This is a genomic window from Sphaerotilus sp. (genome assembly GCF_041083715.1).
Taxonomy (GTDB): Bacteria; Pseudomonadota; Gammaproteobacteria; order Burkholderiales; family Burkholderiaceae_C; genus Sphaerotilus.
The window spans coordinates 1-23,709 of sequence record NZ_JBFPGY010000270.1; the positions used below are offsets into that span (position 1 = coordinate 1).

22 protein-coding genes are annotated in these 23,709 nt (G+C 67.3%); 8 read left to right on the forward strand and 14 right to left on the reverse strand.

Going from position 1 to position 23,709, the window contains the following annotated elements:
- The 4 genes from AB3X43_RS12195 to AB3X43_RS12210 all read right to left on the reverse strand — a co-directional run.
- On the reverse strand, positions 1-288 hold a 288-nt coding region (locus AB3X43_RS12195), incomplete at its 3' end, for a DUF444 family protein (protein WP_369430126.1).
- Positions 289-347: 59 nt separating this feature from the next.
- Positions 348-2,270, reverse strand: coding sequence for a PrkA family serine protein kinase (locus AB3X43_RS12200; RefSeq protein WP_369430127.1), 1,923 nt, complete (start codon positions 2,268-2,270; stop codon positions 348-350).
- A gap of 458 nt (positions 2,271-2,728) precedes the next feature.
- Entirely contained in the window at positions 2,729-3,643 is a 915-nt protein-coding gene (locus AB3X43_RS12205; RefSeq protein WP_369430128.1) for a ParB/RepB/Spo0J family partition protein, read from the reverse strand.
- A 30-nt stretch (positions 3,644-3,673) separates the two neighbouring features.
- On the reverse strand, positions 3,674-4,258 hold the full coding sequence (locus AB3X43_RS12210; RefSeq protein WP_369430129.1) for an RBBP9/YdeN family alpha/beta hydrolase: 585 nt from the start codon (positions 4,256-4,258) through the stop codon (positions 3,674-3,676).
- A 52-nt stretch (positions 4,259-4,310) separates the two neighbouring features.
- Here AB3X43_RS12210 and argC point away from each other — a divergent pair, with 52 nt between their 5' ends.
- Entirely contained in the window at positions 4,311-5,252 is a 942-nt protein-coding gene (gene argC, locus AB3X43_RS12215) for an N-acetyl-gamma-glutamyl-phosphate reductase (protein WP_369430130.1), read from the forward strand.
- An 89-nt stretch (positions 5,253-5,341) separates the two neighbouring features.
- On the opposite strand, the gene AB3X43_RS12220 is transcribed toward argC, so the two are convergent.
- Entirely contained in the window at positions 5,342-5,695 is a 354-nt protein-coding gene (locus tag AB3X43_RS12220) for an SWIB/MDM2 domain-containing protein (protein WP_369430131.1), read from the reverse strand.
- 223 nt (positions 5,696-5,918) lie between these two features.
- Between AB3X43_RS12220 and AB3X43_RS12225 the strand changes: the two genes are divergently transcribed.
- The 5 genes from AB3X43_RS12225 to AB3X43_RS12245 all read left to right on the forward strand — a co-directional run bounded on the left by AB3X43_RS12225 (position 5,919) and on the right by AB3X43_RS12245 (position 11,811).
- Positions 5,919-6,632 carry a TerC family protein gene (locus tag AB3X43_RS12225; protein WP_369430133.1) on the forward strand — a complete coding sequence of 238 codons (714 nt, stop codon included), beginning with the start codon at positions 5,919-5,921 and terminating at the stop codon, positions 6,630-6,632.
- 77 nt (positions 6,633-6,709) lie between these two features.
- A complete protein-coding gene (locus tag AB3X43_RS12230) occupies positions 6,710-9,343 on the forward strand; it encodes a CHASE2 domain-containing serine/threonine-protein kinase (RefSeq protein WP_369430134.1) in 2,634 nt (877 codons plus the stop codon).
- Positions 9,344-9,370: 27 nt separating this feature from the next.
- The gene (locus tag AB3X43_RS12235) at positions 9,371-10,153 is read left to right on the forward strand and encodes a Stp1/IreP family PP2C-type Ser/Thr phosphatase (RefSeq protein ID WP_369430135.1); all 783 of its coding nucleotides are present in this window, start codon (positions 9,371-9,373) and stop codon (positions 10,151-10,153) included.
- A gap of 44 nt (positions 10,154-10,197) precedes the next feature.
- The gene (locus AB3X43_RS12240) at positions 10,198-10,881 is read left to right on the forward strand and encodes an FHA domain-containing protein (protein ID WP_369430147.1); all 684 of its coding nucleotides are present in this window, start codon (positions 10,198-10,200) and stop codon (positions 10,879-10,881) included.
- A 147-nt stretch (positions 10,882-11,028) separates the two neighbouring features.
- Positions 11,029-11,811 (forward strand): MBL fold metallo-hydrolase, encoded by a 783-nt coding sequence (locus AB3X43_RS12245; RefSeq protein ID WP_369430136.1) that lies wholly within the window; start codon positions 11,029-11,031, stop codon positions 11,809-11,811.
- Between the two features lie 7 nt (positions 11,812-11,818).
- Here AB3X43_RS12245 and AB3X43_RS12250 read toward each other — a convergent pair whose 3' ends face one another.
- From AB3X43_RS12250 to AB3X43_RS12260, 3 genes are all read right to left on the reverse strand, one after another.
- The gene (locus AB3X43_RS12250) at positions 11,819-12,577 is read right to left on the reverse strand and encodes a sulfite exporter TauE/SafE family protein (RefSeq protein ID WP_369430137.1); all 759 of its coding nucleotides are present in this window, start codon (positions 12,575-12,577) and stop codon (positions 11,819-11,821) included.
- A gap of 332 nt (positions 12,578-12,909) precedes the next feature.
- Positions 12,910-14,571, reverse strand: coding sequence for a GMC family oxidoreductase (locus AB3X43_RS12255; protein ID WP_369430138.1), 1,662 nt, complete (start codon positions 14,569-14,571; stop codon positions 12,910-12,912).
- Between the two features lie 69 nt (positions 14,572-14,640).
- On the reverse strand, positions 14,641-15,282 hold the full coding sequence (locus AB3X43_RS12260; RefSeq protein ID WP_369430139.1) for a MarC family protein: 642 nt from the start codon (positions 15,280-15,282) through the stop codon (positions 14,641-14,643).
- A gap of 260 nt (positions 15,283-15,542) precedes the next feature.
- Between AB3X43_RS12260 and AB3X43_RS12265 the strand changes: the two genes are divergently transcribed.
- Positions 15,543-16,046 (forward strand): RNA recognition motif domain-containing protein, encoded by a 504-nt coding sequence (locus tag AB3X43_RS12265; RefSeq protein WP_369430140.1) that lies wholly within the window; start codon positions 15,543-15,545, stop codon positions 16,044-16,046.
- Between the two features lie 120 nt (positions 16,047-16,166).
- On the opposite strand, the gene AB3X43_RS12270 is transcribed toward AB3X43_RS12265, so the two are convergent.
- The 4 genes from AB3X43_RS12270 to AB3X43_RS12285 are packed head-to-tail and all read right to left on the reverse strand — an operon-like array spanning position 16,167 to position 19,267.
- Positions 16,167-16,976 carry an SDR family oxidoreductase gene (locus AB3X43_RS12270; protein ID WP_369430141.1) on the reverse strand — a complete coding sequence of 270 codons (810 nt, stop codon included), beginning with the start codon at positions 16,974-16,976 and terminating at the stop codon, positions 16,167-16,169.
- The gene (gene lptC, locus AB3X43_RS12275) at positions 16,973-17,653 is read right to left on the reverse strand and encodes an LPS export ABC transporter periplasmic protein LptC (protein WP_369430142.1); all 681 of its coding nucleotides are present in this window, start codon (positions 17,651-17,653) and stop codon (positions 16,973-16,975) included. The genes AB3X43_RS12270 and lptC overlap by 4 nt, the downstream gene beginning before the upstream one ends.
- A 10-nt stretch (positions 17,654-17,663) precedes the next feature.
- Complete coding sequence (locus AB3X43_RS12280) at positions 17,664-18,263, reverse strand: KdsC family phosphatase (protein WP_369430143.1); 600 nt, start codon at positions 18,261-18,263, stop codon at positions 17,664-17,666.
- Between the two features lie 2 nt (positions 18,264-18,265).
- Positions 18,266-19,267 carry a KpsF/GutQ family sugar-phosphate isomerase gene (locus AB3X43_RS12285; protein WP_473965115.1) on the reverse strand — a complete coding sequence of 334 codons (1,002 nt, stop codon included), beginning with the start codon at positions 19,265-19,267 and terminating at the stop codon, positions 18,266-18,268.
- 50 nt (positions 19,268-19,317) lie between these two features.
- Between AB3X43_RS12285 and AB3X43_RS12290 the strand changes: the two genes are divergently transcribed.
- Complete coding sequence (locus AB3X43_RS12290; RefSeq protein WP_369430144.1) at positions 19,318-21,318, forward strand: monovalent cation:proton antiporter family protein; 2,001 nt, start codon at positions 19,318-19,320, stop codon at positions 21,316-21,318.
- Positions 21,319-21,327: 9 nt separating this feature from the next.
- Here the strand turns inward: AB3X43_RS12290 and AB3X43_RS12295 are convergent, their stop codons facing one another.
- A complete protein-coding gene (locus AB3X43_RS12295; RefSeq protein ID WP_369430145.1) occupies positions 21,328-21,795 on the reverse strand; it encodes a cyclic nucleotide-binding domain-containing protein in 468 nt (155 codons plus the stop codon).
- Positions 21,796-21,904: 109 nt separating this feature from the next.
- Positions 21,905-23,320: a tRNA uridine-5-carboxymethylaminomethyl(34) synthesis GTPase MnmE gene (gene mnmE, locus AB3X43_RS12300; RefSeq protein ID WP_369430146.1), complete on the reverse strand. Its 1,416-nt coding sequence runs from the start codon at positions 23,318-23,320 to the stop codon at positions 21,905-21,907.
- Positions 23,321-23,709: the final 389 nt, after the last annotated feature.

Here is a 23,709-nt window from a genome sequence, read left to right on the forward strand (position 1 = left end):
GAGACAGCCCTTGGGCCGCTTGATGCGGTCCCCGGCCACGTAGTCCTGGTTGCCGGGGTGGACCATGTCGCGCTGGCCGCCCTGCCCATGGTGGAACACCGGCTCGCTGATGTCCTTCTTCGGGATGTGGATGTCCTCGCCACGCTCCAGGTCGCGGATGCCGCGCCCGTCGATGGCCCGGCGCACGGCCCCCCGGATCTGGTCCTTGTAACGGCGCAGGAAGCGCTCGCGGTTGCCGATCGACTTGTTCTTGCCGGAGAGCCTGCGGTCGATGATCTGCTGGAACATGGTTCACCTTGCAATGGTTGGCTGCCCCGGGGCCTCCCGGAGCCGGGGCGGCCGGGGCCTCAGCTCGACTTGCGCACGCGCAGGTACCACTCGCACAGCAGGCGCACCTGCTTGGGCGTGTAGCCCTTGAGCACCATGCGGTTGACGAAGTCCTCGTGCTTCTTGGCCTCGTCGTTGCTCGCCTTGGCGTTGAAGCTGATGACCGGCAGCAGCTCCTCGGTGTTCGAGAACATCTTCTTCTCGATCACCGCGCGCAGCTTCTCGTAGCTGGTCCAGACCGGGTTCTTGCCGCCATTGTGGGCACGGGCCCGCAGCACGAAGTTGACGATCTCGTTGCGGAAATCCTTCGGGTTGGCGATGCCGGCCGGCTTCTCGATCTTCTCCAGCTCGCCGTTCAGCGAGCCGCGGTCGAACACCTCGCCCGTGTCCGTGTCGCGGTACTCCTGGTCCTGGATCCAGTAGTCGGCATACGTCACGTAGCGGTCGAAGATGTTCTGGCCGTACTCAGAGTAGCTTTCCAGGTAGGCGGTCTGGATCTCCTTGCCGATGAACTCGGCGTAGCGCGGCGCCAGCAGCTCCTTGATGTAGCCGATGTACTTCGACTCGGTCTCGGCAGGGAACTGCTCGCGCTCGATCTGCTTTTCCAGCACGTACATCAGGTGGACCGGGTTGGCCGCCAGCTCGGTGTTGTCGAAGTTGAAGACCTTGGAGAGGATCTTGTAGGCGAAACGCGTCGAGATGCCGCTCATGCCCTCGTCCACACCGGCGTAGTCGCGGTACTCCTGGTAGCTCTTGGCGCGCGGGTCGGTGTCCTTCAGGTTCTCGCCGTCGTAGATCATCATCTTGCTGTAGAGGCTGGAGTTCTCCGGCTCCTTCAGGCGCGTGAGCATGGCGAACTGGCTCATCATCTTCAGCGTGCCCGGCGCGCAGGTCGCACCCGAAAGCGACGAGCCACGCAGCAGCTTCTCGTAGATCTTCACCTCTTCCGACACCCGCAGGCAGTACGGCACCTTGACGATGTAGATCCGGTCGAGGAAGGCCTCGTTGTTCTTGTTGTTGCGGAAGGTCTTCCACTCGCTCTCGTTGCTGTGCGCCAGCACGATGCCGTCGAAGGGGATGGCGCCAAAGCCTTCCGTGCCCTTGAAGTTGGCTTCCTGTGTCGCGGTCAGCAGCGGGTGCAGCACCTTGATCGGCGCCTTGAACATCTCGACGAACTCCAGCATCCCCTGGTTGGCCAGGCACAGGCCACCCGAGTAGCTGTAGGCGTCCGGGTCGTCCTGGGCGAAGGTCTCCAGCTTGCGGATGTCCACCTTGCCGACCAGGGCGCTGATGTCCTGGTTGTTCTCGTCGCCTGGCTCGGTCTTGGCGATGCCGACCTGCTTGAGGATCGACGGATAGCGCTTGACCACCTTGAAGCGGCGGATGTCGCCGCCGAACTCTTCGAGCCGCTTGACCGCCCACGGGCTCATCACGCGGTTGAGGTAACGCACCGGGATACCGTATTCCTTCTCCAGCACGGCACCATCCTCGGCCGGATCGAACAGCCCCAGCGGCGACTCGTTCACCGGCGAGCCCTTGATCGCGTAGAACGGCACCTCCTGCATGAGCTGTTTCAGACGCTCGGCGATGGAACTCTTGCCGCCGCCCACCGGGCCGAGCAGGTAGAGGATCTGCTTCTTTTCCTCCAGCCCTTGCGCGGCGTGGCGGAAGTAGGAAACGACCTGCTCGATCGCGTCCTCCATGCCGTAGAACTCGGCGAAGGCCGGGTAGATCTTGATGATCTTGTTGGCGAACAGCCGCGACAGGCGGGTGTCGTTGCGGGTGTCGATCGACTTGGGTTCACCGATGGCCTTGAGCATGCGCTCGGCGGCCGAGGCATAGGCCAAGGGGTTGCGCTTGCACTCGTCGAGGTAGTCTTCCAGCGAGATTTCCTCCTCGCGGGTGCGCTCGTAGCGGGCGGCGAAATTGCTGATCACGTCCATTGCAGGCCTCCTGTATGAAGTCAGGCGATGGGCGACAGGCTCAGTGTCGCGCCACCAGGGAAGATCTGATGGAGTCCCGCACCCGGGTGCGAGGCGCCATCAGAACTTTCCGTTGGTCTGCAAGCGCGGTGGATCCGCGTTTGTGTGACTCGGCAATGTCAGCTTCGTTCCAACTTGAGCCACGCGGTCCCTGGAAGAACCCGGTACTCGGGTGGCATTTCCACTTGCGCACCGGGAGCCGCGACTTCCATCACTGACCACCAGCCTCTGCCATTCCACTACGTCAGGACAGCAGTCCGCGTTGACACCAGCAATGCCTGTGCCTGCCTGAGGTCAACACCGGAACATGTCGAGCCTGATCGTGACGGATCGTACGATTGGCAACAACACTCGGGTCGGGGTCGATCAGCGAAATGAAAGCCACCCGGAACCGGGTGGCGCAGCGCGGCGCACCGTGCTCAGCGCTCGGTGGCGCCGAGGCGGTCGAGCAGACCGCCAAGTTCGTCGAGCGAGCCGAAGGCAATGGCGACTTCGCCCTGCTCGCCGCGGCGGGTGCGCTTTTTCACGCGGATCTCGACCTGGGCGGTCAGCAGATCCGACAGCAGCGATTCGAGCCGCTGCACATCGCGTGACTTGGCCGGTACAGCCCGTTCAGACGCCCCGGGCCTGGCCAGACCGTGCTGGCGGTTGACGAGTTTTTCCGCTTCCCGCACCGAGAGCTTGCGCCCGACGATCTCGTTGGCGCAGGTGATCTGGTGCACCCGGTCGAGCGACAGCAGCGAGCGGGCATGGCCCATGTCGATGTCGCCGGCGGTGAGCATCTGCTGCACCGGTTCGGCCAGGTTGAGCAGACGCAGCAGGTTGCTGGTCGCACTGCGCGAGCGGCCGATGGCCTGCGCGGCGCTGTCGTGGGTCAGCCCGAAGTCACGGATCAGGCGCTGCACGCCGTGCGCTTCTTCGAGCGGGTTGAGGTCTTCGCGCTGGATGTTCTCGATCAGCGCCATCACCGCGGCGGCCTGGTCCGGCACGTCGCGCACCAGCACCGGCACCTCGTCCAGCCCCGCCAGCCGCGCGGCACGGGTGCGGCGCTCGCCAGCGATGATCTCGTACATCGGCAGCCCGTCGCGCGACGCCACGGGGCGCACCAGCACCGGCTGCATCACACCCTGGGTCTTGATGCTCTCGGCCAGCTCGAACAACGAGCCTTCGTCCATGCGGGTGCGTGGCTGGTACTTGCCGGGCAGGAGCTGGTCGAGCTGGACGGCACCGGGATGCCTCTCCTTGCCGCCGGGCTGTGGCGTGACATCGCTGACCTGCGGCCCGAGCAGGGCTTCCAGACCGCGACCGAGACCTTTGGGCTTCTTGGTGACCATCCAGCGATTGTCCGCGATATTGGCGTGGTTTCAGGGCTGAACGCTGGGGGCATTCACCAGTGCCCCCGCCAAGGCGGCCACCAGCGCAAGTCCATCAGGCCAGTCGCCCAGACCGGACTCGGCGTTGAGGTGACCACGCGGACCCGCAACCACCGCCCGGGCCCCCCAGTCGACGCACAGTCCGGCGGCGCGGTCCGGGGCGCAATACGGATCGTCCGACGACACCACCGCCGTCGCCGCGAACGGCAAGCGCCCGCGGCGCATCGGCCGCCAGTTGTGCAGCTGTGGCGGCATGTCGTCACGCTCGGTGTCGGGCGGTGCCACCAGCAGCGCGCCCCGCACACGGCCGGTGTGGCGGCTGTGTGCAGCCCATGCCGCCACGAGCTGGCAGCCCAGGCTGTGCGCGACCAGCAGTGCCGGACGCGGGTCCGACAGCAGCACATCGTCGAGCCGCGCCATCCAGTCGCCGCGGCGCGGCCAGGTCCAGTCGTCCTGCTCGACCAGCGTGAAGCCGTGCAATGCCGCCCAGCGCGTCTGCCAGTGCCCTTCGCCGGAGCCGAGCCAGCCCGGCAGCAGCAGCACGCGGCAGGCCTTCCAGGCCGCAGAGGTGTTCATCGTCATGTCCATGCCGTATTCTTTCGCGTTCCACCGATCACGAGGTTCCCCCATGAAGCATGCAGTGTTTGTCGACGGCCAGGAAGGCACGACGGGCTTGCGCATCCACGAGTATCTGGCCAGCCGCGCCGACATCGAGGTCCTGCGCATCGACCCCGACAAGCGCAAGGACGCTGCCGAGCGCGCCCGGCTGCTCAACGCGGCCGATGTGGCCTTCCTGTGCCTGCCGGATGCCGCCGCGGTCGAAGCCGCCGCGCTGATCACCAATCCGGACACCTGCCTGATCGACGCCAGCACCGCGCACCGCACCGTGCCGGGCTGGGCCTTCGGCCTGCCGGAGCTGGCACCGGGCCAGCGCGAGCAACTGCGTGCGTCCAAGCGCATCGCCAACCCGGGCTGCCACGCCAGCGCCTTCATCCTGCTGATGCGTCCGCTGGTCGACGCCGGACTCGTGCCCTCGGCGCTGCCCGTGAGTGCCACATCGCTGACCGGCTACTCCGGTGGCGGCAAGAAGATGATCGAGCAGTACGAGGCAGGCGGCGACGTGAAGCTGCAATCGCCGCGCCCCTACGCGCTGGGGCTGGCGCACAAGCACATCCCGGAAATGATGACCCACACCGGGCTGACGACCAAGCCGATCTTCGTGCCGGTGGTCGGCAACTTCTACAAGGGCCTGTCGGTGACGATCCCGCTGCACCGTGCGCAGCTGGCACCCGGCGCCACGGCCGAGCGCCTGCATGCGGCCTTCGCCGAGCACTACGCGGGCGAGCCCTTCGTGCGCGTGATGCCGCTCAATGACCCAGCGACGATGGACGGCGGTTTCTTCGACGTGCAGGGCTGCAACGACACCAACCGGGTCGATCTGTTCGTGTTCGCCAATGGCGAGCAGGTGCTGCTGATGGCGCGCCTGGACAACCTGGGCAAGGGTGCCAGCGGTGCGGCGGTGCAGTCGATGAACGTGCACCTCGGTGTCGAGGAAGGCCTGGGGCTTTGAAGCCCGCTTGAGGCCCCAGACGCAGGAAAGCCCGGCGGTGCCGGGCTTTCTGCATGCCATGAACCGCGACGCGGTCCACGAGATCCGGCTCAGGAGAGCTGGTTGCTGATCAGCTTGGTCATCTCGAACATCGAGACCTGGTCCTTGCCGAAGATCGCCTTGAGCTTCTTGTCGGCGTTGATCATGCGCTTGTTGGCCGGGTCCTGCAGGTTGTGCTGCTTGATGTATTCCCAGACCTTCTTGGTCACTTCGGTGCGGGGCAGCGGATTCTTGCCAACCACTGCAGCGAGCAGCTTCGAAGGGTTCATCGGCTTCATGAAGGCGGCATTGGGCTTCTTGACCTCGGCCGCGGGGGCTTCGACCACCGGAGCAGCAACGGGTGCGGCCACAGCGATTTCTTGTGCGGGGGCCTTCTTCGCGGCGGCCTTCTTGGCAGTTGCCATGTGTGTGTTCTCCGTCTTGGATGGTGATGTGCCTGTGGGACCGGCACTGCGCGGCAATGGTACTGCTTGCCTCTGGTGTTGAGAAGGCATCCGGGGACAGATCCACGGCGGGCACTGTCAAAATCGACTGCACCGACGGGTGGTGTCATCGGATTCTTGGTGTCACGCACTGAAGCGCCCCCGGCACCGAACGCTCGGTGACTCCCCTCTACGCGACCGTGACATGAACCTGGCCGACCCCATCATCTGGATCGCCCTGATGGAAATCATCTGGGTCAACATCCTGCTTTCCGGTGACAACGCGGTCGTGATCGCGCTGGCTGCACGGAGTCTGCCTCCCAAGCAACAGCGTGCAGCCATCCTCGGCGGCAGCGGCGCGGCCATCGTGCTGCGGGTGGTGCTGACACTGTTCGCGGTGCAGATGCTGCAATACCCCTTCCTGAAACTGATCGGCGCCGTGCTGCTGCTGTGGATGGGCGTGCAGCTGCTCGCCGGAAACGAAGGCGACGGCGACATCACGGCCAGCTCGTCGCCGGGCGCCGCCATCCGCACCATCCTGGTCGCCGATCTGGTCATGAGCCTGGACAACGTCATCGCCGTGGCTGCGGCCGCAGACAGCGCGCCGCTCGAAGCACGCATTCCGCTGCTGATCGCAGGGCTGGGCCTGTCGATCCCGCTGATCATCTTCGGCAGCACCATGCTGCTGCGCCTGATGGAACGCTTTCCGATCATCATCACGGTCGGCGCCGCGCTGCTCGGGTTCGTGGCGGCGGAGATGGGCATGACCGATCCGTCGGTCAGCGACTGGGTCCACCTGCACCTGCACAACCTGGAGATTCCGATACGCCTGTTCTGCGCGGCAGCCGTGGTGGTGGTGGGCCAACAACTCGCCAAGCGCCAGGAAGCAGGGCAGCGCGCAGACGAACAAACCGTCTGAAGCCAGTCGCAGCACAGGAGAACCCCCCGGCGCTGCGATACTGTCGGACCGTTACTGCACATTCCTGCCCGACCACCATGACCAGCCCACGCCCGACCTTCTGGAAACAGGACTGGGCCTGGGCCTTGCTCTCGATCGGCGTGGTCAGCTGGCTGCACGCCCGCACCGATCTGGCCCAGTTGCCACAGCAATGGCTCTACGACCGGGCCATCACCAGCACCACGGCCTCGGTGCCGGCCTCGGAAGTCGCTCTGGTGATGATCGACGAAGCCAGCCAGGCACGCCACGGTCGCGCACCCTGGCCGCGCGACCTGCATGCACGGCTGATCGACCGGCTGGTGCAGGCCAGCGTCGTCGTCGACACCGAACCGTTCATCGGCCATGAGAGCGAACGCGCACTGGCCGAACTGCAGCACCTGCACGCCACCATCGCCGCCGACCCGGTCCTGGCCCGGTATCCCGAACTGCCGGCCATGCTGGAGCGCAGCGAACTCAACCTCGACGGCGATGCCCGTCTCGCCGCCAGCATGGAACGCCACCAGCGCACGCTGCTGAGTCTGGCGGCGCTGCCGGAATCGGCGCCTTCCTCGCCGTCCATCCTCTCCAGGGGCCAGCCGGCCGGGGCCAGCACCCCGGCAGGTGCCCCGCTGGCAGCGCCCTGGCCGCTGCCGCTGCTGCGCGACGCGGCGGCTGGCGTCGGCCACGCCGAAGTCCAGCCCGATCCGGACGACGTGCTGCGCCGCCATGAACTGCAGCGACAGGTCGGTGCCTGGCGCGTCAGTTCGCTGGCAGTGCTGGCCGCCGGCATGCACCGCGGTCTCACGCCGGCCCAGATCGACACCGCGCTGCAAGCCTCTCCACCGCGCCTGGGCGGACGCCTGCTGCCCGTGGATGCACAGGGCTGGTTGGCGCCGCTGTGGGCCGCCGGATCCGCGGCGCAGGCCGGCCTGCTCATCGTCAGCGCACAGGACGTGCTGGACAACCCAGCCACCGTCGCCCATCTGCAAGGACGCATCGTGCTCATCAGCCACGATGACATGGGCATGACCGCACGCCATGTACGGCTACCCGACGGACGCTGGATCCACCCGGCCGAGGCCCTCGCACGCATCACCTCGTCGCTGGTCAACGGCCGCTGGGTGCAGCAGCCAGGCTGGACCCAGTGGATGCCCTGGCTGTTGCTGGCAGCGGTGGCGGGATTCATGCTGCTGGTCGTGCCGCGGGCGACACGCGGCACGGCGCTGGCCCTGTCGGGTGTGAGCGGACTCGTGCTGCTGCTCGTGCCGCATCTGCTGCTGGGACAGGCGCGGATCTGGATGCCGCTGACGCTTCCGCTGTTCGGCCTGCTGGCCGGCTGGATCGGACTGCAGCTGCACGGGCACTGGCAGCACCTGACGCCACGGCGCACCGCCACACCGCCCACACTGATCGAAGCACCGATGGCCGACACCATCATCACCACCTTCGACGTGATGCCGCTGCCTGTGCCTGCTGGCGCACCTGCAACGCCGAAGCCCCTGCCCCCGGCGACGGTCCAGCACAGCCTCGACGACGGGCCGGACACGGTGCCCCCTGACGACACCGAGGCCGAGACCGCGTCGATGGAGCTGGACGACTACGAGAAGACCCGCCCGATTCCACGGAACCCGGATGACTTCGCGGACGAGGCCGCCGTGCGGGCGCTCGAAAAGACCCAGCCGCTGTCGCGCGACGAGGTGCTCGCCAGCGCAGCGCTGACCGCCGCCGAGGCCCCACGCGAACTGCCGCGCCTCGGCCCCTACCAGCTCGATCGAGAACTGGGCCGTGGCGCCATGGGCCGGGTCTATCTGGCACACGACACGGACACGGGGCAGGAAGTCGCGGTCAAGACGCTGGCCCTGGCGCGCGAATTCGACGGCTATGCGCTCCAGGAAGCCCGCCAGCGTTTCCACCGCGAGGCCGAGGCTGCACGCCGACTGCAGCACACCGACATCGTGCGGGTGTTCAGGACCGGCGAGGAACACGGCATCGCCTACATCGCCATGGAGCGCCTGACCGGACACGACCTGACCCAGCACCTGCGCGCCGGCAGTCTCCTGCCGATGGCCACCGTCGTGGCCATCGGCACCCGGGTCGCCACCGCGCTGGCCCATGCGCACGCGCTCGGTGTCGTCCACCGCGACATCAAGCCAGCCAACGTCATGATCGACCTGGCCCGTGGGCAGGTGAAGGTCACGGACTTCGGCATCGCACGCGTCTCCGGCGCCAGCCGCACCCGCACGGGGCTGATCCTGGGTTCGCCGTCTTACATGTCGCCGGAGCAGATCGCCGGACGCCAGGCCGATGGCCGCAGCGACCTGTACTCGCTGGGCGTGCTGATGTTCCACATGCTCACCGGGGAGTTGCCGCTGTCGGGCCATACGATGACCGAGCTGATGGGCGCCATCGCCAACACGCCGGCACCCGACGTGCGCAACCTGCGGCCCTCGGTGCCCGAGGCGTTGGCGGACGTGCTGGGCATCCTGCTCGACAAGCGCGCGGAGCTGCGCTATCCGGACGGACTCGAACTCGCCACCGACCTGCACCTGATTTCATCCATGCTGCAGCGCAGCAGATCTCAACACCACGACTTTCCCGTGCTCGGATCGGTGGAGGAATACGCGGCGGGACCATTCCCGCACACCGCGCAGATGCCCACACCGAAAGCCACCGCGTCACAATCACGCCGCTGATCCATGGACCGCCCGCGTGTCTTCCCCATGACTTTCGAGTTCTTTTCCGCGACCGACCGAGGCCGCATCCGCAACAACAACGAAGACTCGGTCGCCCTGGACGAGTCGGCTGGCCTGATGGTGCTGGCCGACGGCATGGGCGGCTACAACGCCGGCGAAGTCGCCAGCGGCATGGCCACGGCCTTCATCCAGCGCGAACTCGGCCAGTGGCTCACCGAAGCGGGGCCAGAAGCGTCGGACCGCGAGGTGCGCCGGGCCATGGACGTCTGCGTGGACAACGCCAACCGTGCCATCTTCAATGCCGCCCACGCCGAGCCGCAGTACGCCGGCATGGGCACCACGCTGGTGGTCGGCGTGTTCCGGGGCGGCCGGCTGCTGCTGGGCCACATCGGCGACTCGCGGGCCTACCGCTGGCGCGACGATCGCCTGATGCAGCTCACCCGGGACCACTCGCTGCTGCAGGAACAGATCGATGCCGGCCTGATCTCGCCCGAGCAGGCGGCCCACAGCCACCAGAAGAATCTGGTGACCCGGGCCGTCGGCGTGGAGGATGTGGTGCTGCTGGAAGCCCATGTCCACGCGGTGCATCCCGATGACTGGTTCCTGATGTGCTCGGATGGCCTGTCGGACATGCTGGACGATGCGCAGATCTCCGCGGTCCTCCGGGAGCACGCCGAGATCGACAAAGCGGCACAGGCACTGATCGATGCCGCCAATCAGGCAGGCGGTCGGGATAATATCGCTGTGATACTGGTAGCCGTTCACGCCCTGCCCGCTGCAGGCCAGGCGTGGTGGCCATTCCGGCGCTGAGATCAAGGGACCAGGTCCCAGACGCCAAGCTTCAGAGGTTGCTCATGCCCAAACTTGTTGTTTCGCTGGACGGTGTTGTCATCAAGGAAGTTCAGCTCACCAAGGACAAGACCACCTTGGGCCGGCGTCCTTACAACGACATCGTGATCGACAACCTCGCCGTCAGCGGGGAGCACGCCGTGCTGCAGATGGTCGGTCAGGATGTCTACATCGAAGATCAGAACAGCACCAACGGCACGTACATCAACGGCCGGGCCATCAAGAAGCAGCTGCTGCAACACAACGACACGATTGAAATCGGAAAATACAAGATCAAGTATCTGGTCGAGGACAGCTCCGATTACGAGAAGACCATGATCCTCAAGCCAGGCCAGAACCAGCCTGGACTGCACGGCCGACCGACCGCGCCGACGATGCCCAGTGCCTTCCCGCCCTCCGGGTTCGGTGGACTGGCGGCCGGTACCGTGCCGCAGGCCTCCATCCGGGTGCTGTCGGGTGCCGCCGCCGGGCGCGAGGTGGTGCTCACCAAGGTGGTGACCACCGTCGGCAAGCCCGGCGTGCAGGTGGCCTCGATCACCAAGCGTCCTGGCGGCTACGTTTTCGCCCATGTGGAAGGCAATGTCCGCCCGACCGTCAACGGCGCCCCGGTGCAGTCCGATCCGGTGCATCTGAAGGATGGCGACGTGATCGAGCTCGCCGGCACGCAGATGCAGTTCATGCAGCCCTGAATGGCCCGTGTGCTTGTTCACGTCGACAGGCGCTTGCGGCCACGGCAGGGCACAAGCAGTGCGGAAGTTCGCAGGGGTTCGCTTGCGCCGAGGTGAGGTGCGGGGCAGCATGCCCGTCTCTGTTGCAAGTCCTCACCTGGAATCCTGATGAATCTGCGTGTCCTTGGCTGCTCGGGCTCGATCGCCCTCGACAACCGGACCACGTCCTTCCTGCTGGACGAGCATGTGCTCGTCGACGCGGGAACCGGTGTGGGCGATCTGACACTGGACGAGCTGGCTGCGATCGATCACATCGTGCTGACCCATTCGCATCTGGACCACGTGCTGGGCATCCCTCTGATCGCGGACAGCGTCATGCAGCGCCGACTGGCGATGACGCCGTTCCGGCCAATCCAGGTGCACGGACTGGCCGAGACGCTCGACGCACTGCGCCAGCACGTCTTCAACAATGTGATCTGGCCGGACTTCACCCGTCTGCCGCACAAGGAACGCCCCATCCTGGAACTGGTGCCCTTCCAGACTGGGGATCACCTGTCGCTGGGCACATTGCAGATCGAGGTGCTGCCCGCCTGGCACACGGTGCCGGCCTGCGGCTTTGCCGTGGACACGCCGTCGGGTCTGTGGGTCTTCACCGGCGACACGGGGCCCAACCCGGCGCTGTGGGAACGTCTGCGCGGACGCCCGATCGCGCAGCTGGTGATCGAGACGGCGTTCAACGACGACGAACGCGCGCTGGCCGAGATCAGCCGCCACCTCTCGCCGTCCATGCTCGCGGCCGAACTGCTGCATCTGGATGTGGACAGTGACACCTCGATCGCCATCACCCACGTCAAGCCCGGCGAGATGGCAGCGGTCACCGGCCAGCTCGCTGCGCTCGACCTGCCGCTGCCCGTCTTCGCGCTGACCCGAGGCGAACGCTACCGGTTCTGATCGCTGTTCAGAGCCGCAGCGCGTCCCACCCGGTGCGCACGATCAGCGCGCCCACCACAACGATGAACACGCCGCGCACGAAGCCGGCGCCATGGCGCAATGCCAGCCGTGCGCCCAGCAGGCTGCCAGCCACGTTGGCCACGGCCATGGTTGCCGCCACGGGCCACCAGATGTGGCCCGTCGAGGCAAACAGCGCCAGCGCGGCGACATTGGTGGCCGTGTTGAGCAGCTTGGCCGCCGCCGATGCGTGCAGGAAGTCGTAGCCCAGCACGCGCACGAACAGGAAGACGAAGAAACTGCCTGTTCCGGGGCCGAAGAAGCCGTCGTAGAACCCCACCAGGGCACCGATCAGTGTGGCCTGCGTGGCCTCTCGACGGGCGGACGTACCGGGCGTGTGGATACGGCCCAGATCCTTGCGCACCAGCGTGTAGACCAGCACCGCCAGCAGGATGAACGGCAAGGCCCGCCGCAGGCCCGTGGCGGGCACCTGGGTCACCAGCCATGCCCCGGCAAAGCTGCAGGCCAGCGCCGCCGCCGCCGCCGGCACCAGCGTGGCCCAGTTCATCGTCACCCGGCGGGCGTACTGTGCCGTCGCCCAGGCGGTGCCCCAGACAGCGGCCCCCTTGTTGGTGCCGAACAGCGTGGCCGGTGCCGCCGCCGGATAGACCGCGAACAGCGCGGGCACCAGGACGAGCCCGCCCCCGCCGACGATCGCGTCGACAAATCCCGCCAAGGCCGACGCCAGCGTCACCCACACCAGTTCCATCTCGCACGCCCTCTGAAAAACAAAAGGCACCGGGGTTACCGGTGCCTCTGAATTGTCTCACTGCGCTCTTGCGCTGCATGTTCGGAGCGTCAGACCTGCCTGGATGTTTTATTGGTGGCAGGGTGATGGTGTTGTTGTTGGCGCCTGTTGTTGGCGCTTGGTGAACCAGTCTCCTCAGTCCCTCGCTCCTGCACGCAGCCACGAAGGGTCTGCGTTTGCGAGTGGCGGAAATGTAGGGGTTGGCGATCGACCGACATATCCGGGGTTTCCCGCACCAACATGGCGTGTTGTCCCCATGTAACGCCACAGAGGCGCCCCAAAAAGGGCATTGGTCAAGCCAGACGGTCCGCCAGCACCCACTGTGCCGCCCGCTCGGCCAGCATCAGCGTCGGCGAGTTGGTGTTGCCGCTGGTGATCGTGGGCATCACGCTCGCGTCCACCACCCGCAGCCCGGCCACACCACGCACCCGCAGACGTGCATCCACCACCGCCATCGGGTCGTCCGCCCGGCCCATCCTGCAGGTGCCCACAGGGTGGAAGATGGTCGTGGCGATGTCACCGGCCAGCCGCGCCAGGTCCTCGTCGGACTGGTACTGCACACCTGGCTTGAATTCCTCGGGCTGGTAGGGCTGCATCGCCGGTTGCGCCACGATGCGCCGGGTCACACGCAGCGAGTCGGCCGCCACCTGCCGGTCCTCGGGCGTGGAGAGGTAGTTGGCGAAGATGGCGGGCGCGTCCTCGTGCCGCGGCGAGGTGATGCGCACATGGCCGCGCGAGGTCGGGTTGAGGTTGCACACGCTCGCCGTGAAGGCGTTGAACGCGTGCAGCGGCTGGCCGAAGGCGTCGAGCGAGAGTGGCTGGACGTGGTACTCGATGTTGGGCCACGTGAAGGCCTCCGACGTGCGTGTGAAGGCCCCGAGCTGCGACGGTGCCATGCTCATCGGCCCGGTGCGGCGCAGCAGGTATTCGAGCCCGATCTTGGCCTTGCCCCAGGGCGTGGCGGCCAGGGTGTTGAGTGTCTGGACGCCCTGCACCTTGTAGACCGAGCGGATCTGCAGGTGGTCCTGCAGGTTCTCGCCGACACCGGGCAGGTCGTGCACGACGGGAAGGCCATGCTGCCGGAGCAGCGCGCCCGGCCCGATGCCCGAGAGTTGCAGGATCTGCACGCTGCCGATGCTGCCGGCACACAGGATCACCTCGCGGGTGGCCGTGACGGTCTCGACCCCATGCGGCGTGACCACCTCGGCGCCGGTGCAACGCAGTGCGCCGTCTGCGCCACGTTCGGTCAGCAGCCGGCGGACGTGGGCGCCGGTCCACATCTCGAAGTTCGGCCGTCCGAAGCAGGTCGGGCGCAGGAAGGCCTTGGCGGTGTTCCAGCGGAAGCCCGCTTTCTGGTTGACCTCGAAGTAGCCCACGCCCTCGTTGGTGCCACGGTTGAAGTCGTCGGTGGCGGGAATGCCGGCCTGCTGCGCTGCCTGGGCAAAGGCGTCGAGCACGTCCCAGCGCAGGCGCTGCTTCTCGACGCGCCACTCGCCGCCATGGCCGTGCAGCGCCTTGAAGCCCTCGGGGGCTTGCGCCACCTGATCGGGGTCGAGCCGCCAGTGGTGCTCGTGCTGGCGGAAGTACGGCAGGCACTGGTCCCAGCGCCAGGTGTCGTCGCCGGTCAGCGCGGCCCACTGGTCGTAGTCGCGCGACTGGCCGCGCATGTAGATCATGCCGTTGATGCTGGAGCAACCGCCCAGCACCTTGCCGCGGGGGTAGCGCAGCGTGCGGCCGTTGAGGCCCGGATCGGCCTGGGTCTGGTAGAGCCAGTCGGTACGCGGGTTGCCGATGCAGTAGAGGTAGCCGACCGGGATGTGAATCCAGTGGTAGTCGTCGTGGCCGCCGGCTTCGAGCAGGAGGACGCGGCTGAGGCCCTTGGCGTCGCTGAGGCGGTTGGCCATCAAGGCACCTGCCGTGCCGGCGCCGATGACGATGTAGTCGAAACTGGGCATGTGCTGGGGTCTCCGTGGCCCTGCACTCTAAGCGCAAGCGCCGCTGGAAACACTGGGTCGAAACGCCAGTCAGCCGCTCACATGCGACGCCAGGATCGGGAACAGCTTGGTCAAGCCCTCGGCCATGATTTCCACGGCGAGTGCCGCGAGGATCAGGCCCATCAGCCGCGTCATCACGTTGATGCCGGTCTTGCCGAGCAGCCGCGCAATCGCACCGGACGCGGAGAAAGCGAGGAACGTGGCCGCCCCCACGACCACGCCATACCCCACCAGTGCGGCCAGATGCCACCAGTGGCGGGCCTGGTCCGCGTAGATCACCATGGTCGAGATCGTGGCCGGCCCGGTCAGCAGCGGAATGGTGAGCGGCACCACGGCGATGCTGTCCCCGGCGTCGGCACGCTGCTGGCCATCACTGACATCGTCCGAACGGGACTCGGCTGGCTGGGCGTTGAGCATCTGCAGCGCGCTGATCAACAGCAGCGTGCCTCCGCCCACCTGAAACGATGCCAGCGAAATGCCGAAGAACTCGATCACCTTCAGCCCGGCCAGCGCACTGATGGCGATGACAACGAAGGCCGAGAAGCTCGACACCCGGATCGTGCGGCGGCGCTGTTCGGGCGTCAGGTGCTGGGTAAAGTGGATGAAGAACGGCACGACGCCGATCGGATTGACGATGGCGAGCAGCGCCACCAGGGGTTTGAAAAGGTCCATGTGGTGATTCTGCGCCTGCGGTGTTTCGGGGTTTACCCCTGCAACAGCCCCGAAACAGACCAGCCAGTGCAAAAAATCTGCGCAGCCTTACAACACTTCTTGCGGTAGGGATGCTCACAGCGCTTGACCGTCATACATAATGATCCCTCGTGATTGGACGCGGCGCCTTTTCTCTGTTCCCTGGAATGAGTGCTGGCTGTAGCTCCGCCACATGGTCCTCTGGTACCTCAGGTACCCTGTTTCTTGAAAGGCGCTCTTCCATGGGCAACAAACTCTATGTGGGCAATCTCGCCTACAGCGTCCGCGACGAAGATCTGAACGACGCGTTCTCCCAGTTCGGTGCGGTCAGCTCCGCCAAGGTCATGATGGACCGCGAAACCGGCCGCTCCAAGGGCTTCGGTTTTGTCGAAATGGGCTCGGATCCTGAAGCGCAAGCCGCGATCAATGGCCTGAACGGCCAAGCGATCGCCGGCCGTGCCATCGTCGTCAACGAAGCCCGCCCGCGTGAAGAGCGTCCGGGTGGCTTCCGCAGCCCCTACGGCGGCGGCGGTGCTGGCGGCGGTGGCCGTCGTGAAGGCGGCGGTGGTGGCGGCGGCGGCTACGGTGGCGGCGGCGGTGCTGGCGGCCCTGGCGGCGGCGGTGGCGGCGGTTTCCGCAGCCCCTACGGCGGCGGTGGTCGTCGTGAAGGCGGCGGCGGCACCGGCGGTGGTCGCAGTGGCGGCGGCGGCTACGGTGGTGGCGGCTACGGCGGCGGCGGCTACTGATTTCGCCAGAGCATCGATTCGCTGGTGCTCTGACCGAAGTACAGCCCCTGAATGAAGACAAGGCGGCAGATCGCAAGATCTGCCGCCTTGTTGCATTGAGACTTCAAGACACCAAGCAAGCTAGTTCGGCGGATCGCCGCGGCGCTGCTTGCGTCCGCGACCGGCGATCACACGGTCGTACAACCATCTCGGCAGCAACCGCAGCAGCACCACCACCCAGGCCATCGGCCACGGCACGACCGCAAACCGCGCTCCACGTGCAATCAGCGGCAAGGCCTTTTCGGCGAAGGTGTGCGGCGAGATCAGGAAAGGCATGGGGTACCGATTGCCACGCGTGAGCGGCGTGTCCACGAACCCCGGCACCAGCGTGACCACCCGCAGTCCATCCGCATGCAACTCCGCGCGCAGGCTTTCGCAATAGGCCACCGCCGCCGCCTTGCTGCCGCAATAGCCCCCATGTCCCGGCAGACCACGGATGGCGGCCACGCTCGCCACACCGACCAGCGTACCCCGGCGGGCCAGCCGCATCGGACGGATGAATGCATGGAAGGTGGCAGCCATGCCGATCACATTGGTCTCGTACAACTCGCGCAGCACGTCCAGATCCGCCCGCTCCGCCGTGTCGATGCCGACGCTGAGGCCCGCATTGGCGATGACGACCAGCGGCAAGCCCTGCTCGACCAGACAGCGCGTCGTCGCCGCGACGATGGCATCGGTGTCCTGTACATCGGCCTGGTAGACGACCGCCCGCTCCGGCCCCAGACCCCGCGCGGTCAGCCACTGCCGCACCACGTCCGCCCGCCGCGCCACCAGCGCCAGCCGCCACCCCTCCTGCGCATAGGCAGCGGCCAGCGCCTGCCCGATGCCGCTGGAAGCACCGGTGATGAAGACCAGCGGGGAACGCTCGCGCGCGAGCTGGTCCTGGTTCATCGCCTGGCGGGCAGATGCCCTCGCACGGCCCCCTGCAGATCGAGCCGACCGTCGGCATGGTCATAGACCAGCGCGCGGGCCTCGACGAGGCTGGCACCTTGCTGCAAGGTCACCGGACGGGTGCTGCGGACCTGGTCAATGCGGCGGTCAAACAGCATCTCCTCGCTGCTGAAGGTCATCGGCGCATCTTCTCCGGACAGCAGATCGCGGACCACGGTCACACCGCCGGCAAGCCGGACCTCGTCACCATTGCCGGTCGCGACGGCACGGGCTGCCGTGGCGCGCAGCGTGTGCCCCTGGTCGTCGCGCCAGCGCAGGCGCACGCCATCGATCTCCAGCGTGTCCGTGTCAGGGTAGTGGCGCACCACATCCCCTTCGATCACACCCCGCGCCGGACCGACTGTCGCGTAATGCTGCACCGAAAACCCATGCATCTCGTAGTCCGGCTCGTGCCGGATCTCGGCAGGTGCACGCTCCGGCATGGGTGATGGTGTGCTCTGGACCAGCCACCAGGTCGCCGCCGCGAGCAGCGCCATCAGGAACAGCGGCAGATTGCCCAGCAGCGCATGGCGCATGCGCACGCTGCGTGGCAGCACAGGGTGGCCAGCCGCCTCCGGCAGCCGGCTCAGCAGCGGCGGCAGAGGTACCGGTGTGACGTCGTCGTCGAGGGGAGCCACAGTCCCGGGCTCAGCGCGCCGCGCCGTCCAGCGTGGTCAGATGCCCGGCCAGCAAGTCGCCATACTGCCCCGAAGCCATCAGGAGCACATCGCAGAACTCGCGGGCGGCACCCTGCCCGCCCGGCATGGCCGTGACATGGTGCGCCACGGCCCTGACTTCCGCGTGCGCCTGGGCAGGCGCGCAGGCCAGCGCACAGCGCACCATCAGCGGCAGATCAGGCCAGTCGTCGCCGATGACCGCCAGCGCCTGCCAGTCCAGCGCCAACGTCTGCAGGACCTGCTCGGCCGCCGCCAGCTTGTCGTGGATGCCGAACAGCGCGTGTTCGATGCCCAGGTCCGCACAGCGCCGGCGCACGGCCGGCGAATCACGCCCCGTGATCACGATCGGCGTGATGCCGGCCCGGGCCAGCAGCTTGATGCCGTGGCCGTCGAGGGTGCTGAAGGCCTTGACCGTCTCGCCGGACTCGCCGATGTAGATGCGCCCGTCCGTCAGACAGCCATCGACATCGAAGACCGCGGCGCGCACGGGCTGCGCCGCCAGCAGCAACTCCGGCGGCAACTGCAGCGTCGGCGTGACCGGGCGGGGCCAGACAGGGGTCGGGATCGCCATGGTCAGATCACCTTCGCGCGCATCAGGTCGTTGGTGTTGAGCGCGCCGATCAGGCGGCCCTCGGCGTCGTGGACCAGCAGCGTCGTGATGCAGGCCTCCTCCATCAGCATGGCCGCCTCGACCGCCAGCGCATCGGCGCGCACGCTGCGCGGCCGCACACCCCGCAGGAGCTGCGCGGCGGTCAGCGTGCGCAGGTCGGTCCCCTGCTCGACCGCGCGGCGCAGGTCACCGTCGGTGAAGACACCGATCGCCTGACCACCGGCATCGACGATGGCGGTCGCGCCCAGGCCCTTGGCGCTCATCTCGCGCATCATCTCGACGCAGCCCGCCTCGGGCGTGACCCGTGGCACGGCATCCCCCTGCCGCATGATGTCGTGGACATGCGTGAGCAGCTTGCGGCCGAGTGCACCACCCGGGTGCGAGCGCGCGAAGTCCTCGGCGCGGAAGCCGCGGGCATCCAGCAAGGCCACCGCCAGCGCATCCCCCAGCGCGAGCTGCGCCGTGGTGCTGGCCGTGGGTGCCAGGTTGAGCGGACAGGCCTCCTGCGCCACGCGGTTCGACAGCACCAGGTCGGCGTGCGCCGCCAGCGTCGACTCGGGCCGGCCGGTCATGCCGACCAGTGTCACGCCCAGCCGCTTGAGCGCCGGCAGGATCGCCGCCAGCTCATCGCTCTCGCCGGAATTGGAAATCGCCAGCACCACGTCACCGCGGGTGACCATGCCGAGGTCGCCGTGGCTGGCCTCGGCCGGGTGCACGAACAGCGCCGGCGTGCCGGTGGAGGCCAGTGTCGCGGCGATCTTGCGCCCGACATGGCCGCTCTTGCCCATGCCCATCACGACCACGCGGCCGGTGCCGTGCAGGATCGTCCGGACCACCGCCGCGAACCCCGCGCCCTGCTGGTCCTGAAGTTGCAACAACGCTTCGGCCTCGATGCGCAGGGTCTGACAAGCCATGCGGATCGCCCGCTCGGCATCGAAGGTAGGTGCGGCATGGGCAGGAGTCACTGAATCTCGGGCCGGGGCTGAATTAGGATAGAGCGATTCTAGGACGGTGCATGGCCAGCAATCTCGATCTCGCGCTTCTCTACCTGCTTGCCGCCGTGATCGGCGTCGTCGGCTGCCGCCTGCTGAAACTGCCTGCCATGCTGGGTTACCTGATCGTCGGCGTGCTGATCGGCCCCAACGCGCTGGCCCTGGCCCGGGATTCGGCCGGCATCCGCTACCTGGCGGAGTTCGGTGTCGTCTTCCTGATGTTCGTGATCGGGCTGGAGTTCAACCTGCCCAAGCTGCGCAGCATGCAGCGGCTGGTGTTCGGACTGGGCGCCGGGCAGGTGGTGCTGACCGTGCTGGGCGCGGCGCTGGGCAACATGCTGATGACCGTGGTCTTCGCGCTGCTCGGCCGCCACTGGGACCTGGGCTGGCAGGCGGCGGTGGCACTCGGCGCCGCGCTGGCCATGTCGAGCACCGCCATCGTCGTCAAGATGATGGCCGAGCGCCTCGAACTCGAGAGCGAGCACGGCCGCAACGTCATGGGCGTGCTGCTGTTCCAGGATCTGGCCGTGGTGCCGCTGCTGGTGCTGATCCCCGCGCTGGCCGAGGGCGGGGACGACCTCTGGCGCACGCTGGGCAGCGCGCTGACCAAGGCCGCCGCGCTGCTGGTGCTGCTGCTGTGGGGCGGGCAGCGGGTGATGCGCTGGTGGCTGACGCTGGTGGTGCGGCGCAAGAGCGAGGAGCTGTTCATCCTGAACATCCTGCTCGTCACGCTCGGGCTGTCCTGGCTGACCGAGCACGCGGGGCTGTCGATGGCGCTGGGCGCCTTCGTCGCCGGGATGCTGATCGCCGAGACCGAGTTCAAGCACCAGGTGGAGACCGACATCCGGCCGTTCCACGACGTGCTGCTGGGCCTGTTCTTCATCACCATCGGCATGAAGCTCGACTGGCGGCCGGTGCTGGACCAATGGCCACTGGTGCTTGCGCTGAGCGTGGTGCCCGTGCTGGCCAAGGCGGGCATGGTGGCGGTGCTGTCGCGCCTGTTCGGCTCGGCGCCCGGAGTGGCGATCCGCACGGGCCTCTACCTGGCCCAGGCCGGCGAATTCGGTTTCGTGCTGCTCACGCTGGGCGCCGAGGTGAAGCTGCTCGGCACGCAGTGGATGAGCCCGGTGCTGGCGTCGATGGTGCTGTCGATGCTGGCCACGCCCTTCATCATCATGGGCAGCAACCGCATCGTGATGCGGCTGTCGGCCACCGACTGGCTGATGCAGTCGGTGCAGCTCACGACCATCGCCAAGCGCTCGATCCGCACCGAAGCCCACCTGATCATCTGCGGCTACGGCCGCAGTGGCCAGAACCTGGCACGGCTGCTCGACCAGGAGCGCATCCCGTACATGGCGCTCGATCTCGATCCCGACCGTGTGCGTCAGGCCGCCGCTGCCGGCCAGAGCGTCGTCTTCGGTGATGCGGCCAAGCTGCCGAGCCTGATCGCGGCGGGCCTGTCGCGCGCCACCGCGGTGGTCATCACCTACCACGACACCCCCTCGGCGCTGAAGGTGCTGCAGCATGTGCGGGAACACGCCGCACACGTGCCGGTGGTTGTGCGCACGCCGGACGACACCGATCTGGAACGTCTGCGGGCGGCGGGCGCCACCGAGGTGGTGCCGGAAGCACTCGAAGGCTCGCTGATGCTGGCCAGCCACGCGCTGGCGCTGGTGGGCGTGCCGATGCGGCGGGTGATCCGCATCACGCAGGATGCGCGGGATGCCCGCTACGGCCTGCTGCGCGGCTACTTCCATGGCGCCGACGACGACACCGTCAGCGAACTGCAGCAGGCAAGACTGCAGTCGGTCAGCCTGCCACCCGGTGCGCCAAGTGTCGGCCAGCGTCTGGGCGATCTGACGCTGCACGCCATGGGGGTGTCGGTGGTCTCCGTGCGGCGTTCAACGGGTCAGGTCATGGCCATGGGCGACGAGGAACTGGTGCTGGCCGGCGGGGATGTGCTGGTGCTCAGCGGTCTGCCGGAAACCCTGGCGCTGGCCGAAAGCCGCCTGCTCAAGCGCTGACGCAGCGTCTCACGCCACGGCGACCCGCAACGCCAGATTGGCACGCAGCCGGGCCACCATCACGGCGCCGGCGGCCCGCAGCACTTCGTTGGCGATCAGCGGCGCGCGGGCGGTCAACTCCTCGAAGCGCGGCAGGTGCAGCGCCCAGACGATGGCAGGGGTCATCGCCTCGACATTGGCCGAGTGCGGCTGGTCGCTGAAGAGGCCCGTTTCGCCGACCAGCGCGCCAGGGCGCATCAGCGCAATGCGGCTGGTGCCGGGTGCGGCACCGCTGACGTAGACCTGCAACGTGCCCTGGCCGACGAAGTAGGCGGCCCGGTCGCAGTCGTTCTGCTTGATCAGCAGGTCGCCGGAGCGCAATTGGTAGGCCGTCAGGTAGGCAGCAAAGTGGCGCCACTGTCCCAGGTCCAGGCGTGCGCGAAAGGCATCGTCCGCCCGGTAGGACTGGACAGCCTCGATCAGTTCATCAATACCCATGGCGCACTCCTGCTGATGGTGGCGTTCCCATCCGAGCGCTGAACATGCCAGAGTGCCCGGGTTGACACTGATTCAGATCGTAACAAGTCCGCCGACAGGGGAGCATCTTCTACTTGCCGATACAAAAGCGCGTGAATATGTCACCCAGCAGGTCGTCCGGCGTATAGGCACCCGTGATCTCGCCCAGGGCATTGTGGGCCAGACGCAGCTCCTCGGCCAGAAGATCCAGCGCTGCATCGGCCTGTACGGCCCAGGCACGCGCCTGCCCGAGATGGTCCTGCGCTTGCCGCAATGCCTTCAGGTGGCGCGTGCGGGCAATGAACACCCCTTCCGGCGAAGCATGCCAGCCGGCCAGCGCCAACAGCGTCTCGCGCAAGGTCTGCAGGCCGTCATGGGTTCTGGCCGACAGCGCGAGCGCCTTGCTGCCTTCGGGCAACACGGCCAAGGCCGACATGGCCCGCCCCGCGGGAGCCGCGTCGGCCTTGTTGTAGATGTGGACCAGCCGCTGGCGGTCCGGCAAGCGGGCCTCGATCGCGCGATCCGCTTCCGCGTAGACCGGATCGTCACAGCGCGTCAGGTCGTGCAGCAGCAACACGGCATCCGCCTCGGCAATGGCCCCCCAGCTCCGCGCAATGCCGATGCGCTCGACCTCGTCGCTGGCCTCCTCGTCGGACCGCAGGCCGGCGGTGTCGATGACGTGGACGGGCACGCCCTCGATCTGCAGCGTCTCGCTGACCTTGTCGCGCGTGGTACCGGGGATCGGCGTGACGATGGCCAGTTCGGCACCGGCCAGCGCGTTCAGCAGCGAACTCTTGCCGGCATTGGGCTGGCCGGCAATCACGACCTTCAGTCCCTCGCGCAGCAGTGCGCCCTGCTGCGCGGCATCGAGCACGGCGGCCAGTTGCCCGGCCAGCCGATCGAGCCGACCGCGGGCATCGGCCTTCTCCAGGAAATCGATCTCCTCTTCGGGAAAATCCAGCGTCGCCTCGACCAGCATGCGCAGTTCGATGAGCCGGTCGCGCAAGGCCGTGATGCGCGCCGAGAAGGCTCCGGAGAGCGACCGCACCGCGCTGCGGGCCGCCGCCTCGGTGCTGGCGTCGATCAGGTCTGCCACCGCCTCGGCCTGCGCCAGATCCAGCTTGTCATTCAGGAACGCCCGTTCGGTGAACTCGCCCGGCTCGGCCAGGCGAAGGCCCGGCAGCGTGGCCTCCACCGCTGCCGCCTGGAGGCAGCGGGCAAGCAGCAACTGCAGCACCACCGGGCCGCCATGGGCCTGCAACTCCAGCACGTCTTCGCCGGTGTAGCTGTGGGGTGCCGGGAAATAGAGCGCAAGCCCTTGGTCGATGGCCTGACCATCCGCGCCCAGGAACGGGCGGTAGGTGGCATATCGCGGCACCAGCGCGCGCCCGGTGAGGGCCTGGATCAGCGCCTGCAGACCACGGCCGGACACCCGCACGATGCCGACGGCCCCCCGTCCGGGTGCAGTGGCGATGGCGACGATGGGGTCCTGGTGTCGAGCGAGCATGGCGCGCATTCTCGCCGAGCCGCGGCCAGAAAAAACGCCCTGTCGGACCAGCCGGACAGGGCGTTGCGGATTCGCGCGGAGGGGAGCCAGCTACAAAAGCATTCAACCCCCAGAGCCAAGACTGTTGCAGCGAGCCTCCCGGCCCCGAACGCGGCTCTCAAAGCCTGCTGCAACACTCCCGGGTCAAACCCCGCAAAACGAATGATGCATGGGGAATATGACAGTCTCAAGGCCCCGATTGCATCCACCGTTTCGAGGTGTGGGGCTTGTCGCGGCCAGATTCCACAGGACATGGAACCCGACCGGATCTGCCGGGCAAACTCCCATCAAGCCTTGCGATTGAGGCCCAGCTGCCGGTTGATGATCCACTGTTGCGCGATCGCCAGCAG

Bases quoted from the DNA above. Each gene is read 5' to 3' on its own strand.
- AB3X43_RS12225 (WP_369430133.1), top strand. From the start codon at position 5,919: ATGAACCTGGCCGACCCCATCATCTGGATCGCCCTGATGGAAATCATC.
- AB3X43_RS12210 (WP_369430129.1), bottom strand. From the start codon at position 4,258: ATGAACACCTCTGCGGCCTGGAAGGCCTGCCGCGTGCTGCTGCTGCCG.
- AB3X43_RS12220 (WP_369430131.1), bottom strand. From the start codon at position 5,695: ATGGCAACTGCCAAGAAGGCCGCCGCGAAGAAGGCCCCCGCACAAGAA.
- mnmE (WP_369430146.1), bottom strand. From the start codon at position 23,320: ATGCTCGCTCGACACCAGGACCCCATCGTCGCCATCGCCACTGCACCC.
- AB3X43_RS12295 (WP_369430145.1), bottom strand. From the start codon at position 21,795: ATGGGTATTGATGAACTGATCGAGGCTGTCCAGTCCTACCGGGCGGAC.
- AB3X43_RS12245 (WP_369430136.1), top strand. From the start codon at position 11,029: ATGAATCTGCGTGTCCTTGGCTGCTCGGGCTCGATCGCCCTCGACAAC.
- argC (WP_369430130.1), top strand. From the start codon at position 4,311: ATGAAGCATGCAGTGTTTGTCGACGGCCAGGAAGGCACGACGGGCTTG.
- AB3X43_RS12290 (WP_369430144.1), top strand. From the start codon at position 19,318: ATGGCCAGCAATCTCGATCTCGCGCTTCTCTACCTGCTTGCCGCCGTG.
- AB3X43_RS12205 (WP_369430128.1), bottom strand. From the start codon at position 3,643: ATGGTCACCAAGAAGCCCAAAGGTCTCGGTCGCGGTCTGGAAGCCCTG.
- AB3X43_RS12270 (WP_369430141.1), bottom strand. From the start codon at position 16,976: ATGAACCAGGACCAGCTCGCGCGCGAGCGTTCCCCGCTGGTCTTCATC.
- AB3X43_RS12235 (WP_369430135.1), top strand. From the start codon at position 9,371: ATGACTTTCGAGTTCTTTTCCGCGACCGACCGAGGCCGCATCCGCAAC.
- AB3X43_RS12250 (WP_369430137.1), bottom strand. From the start codon at position 12,577: ATGGAACTGGTGTGGGTGACGCTGGCGTCGGCCTTGGCGGGATTTGTC.
- AB3X43_RS12260 (WP_369430139.1), bottom strand. From the start codon at position 15,282: ATGGACCTTTTCAAACCCCTGGTGGCGCTGCTCGCCATCGTCAATCCG.
- AB3X43_RS12265 (WP_369430140.1), top strand. From the start codon at position 15,543: ATGGGCAACAAACTCTATGTGGGCAATCTCGCCTACAGCGTCCGCGAC.
- AB3X43_RS12280 (WP_369430143.1), bottom strand. From the start codon at position 18,263: ATGGCGATCCCGACCCCTGTCTGGCCCCGCCCGGTCACGCCGACGCTG.
- AB3X43_RS12240 (WP_369430147.1), top strand. From the start codon at position 10,198: ATGCCCAAACTTGTTGTTTCGCTGGACGGTGTTGTCATCAAGGAAGTT.
- AB3X43_RS12230 (WP_369430134.1), top strand. From the start codon at position 6,710: ATGACCAGCCCACGCCCGACCTTCTGGAAACAGGACTGGGCCTGGGCC.
- AB3X43_RS12255 (WP_369430138.1), bottom strand. From the start codon at position 14,571: ATGCCCAGTTTCGACTACATCGTCATCGGCGCCGGCACGGCAGGTGCC.
- AB3X43_RS12200 (WP_369430127.1), bottom strand. From the start codon at position 2,270: ATGGACGTGATCAGCAATTTCGCCGCCCGCTACGAGCGCACCCGCGAG.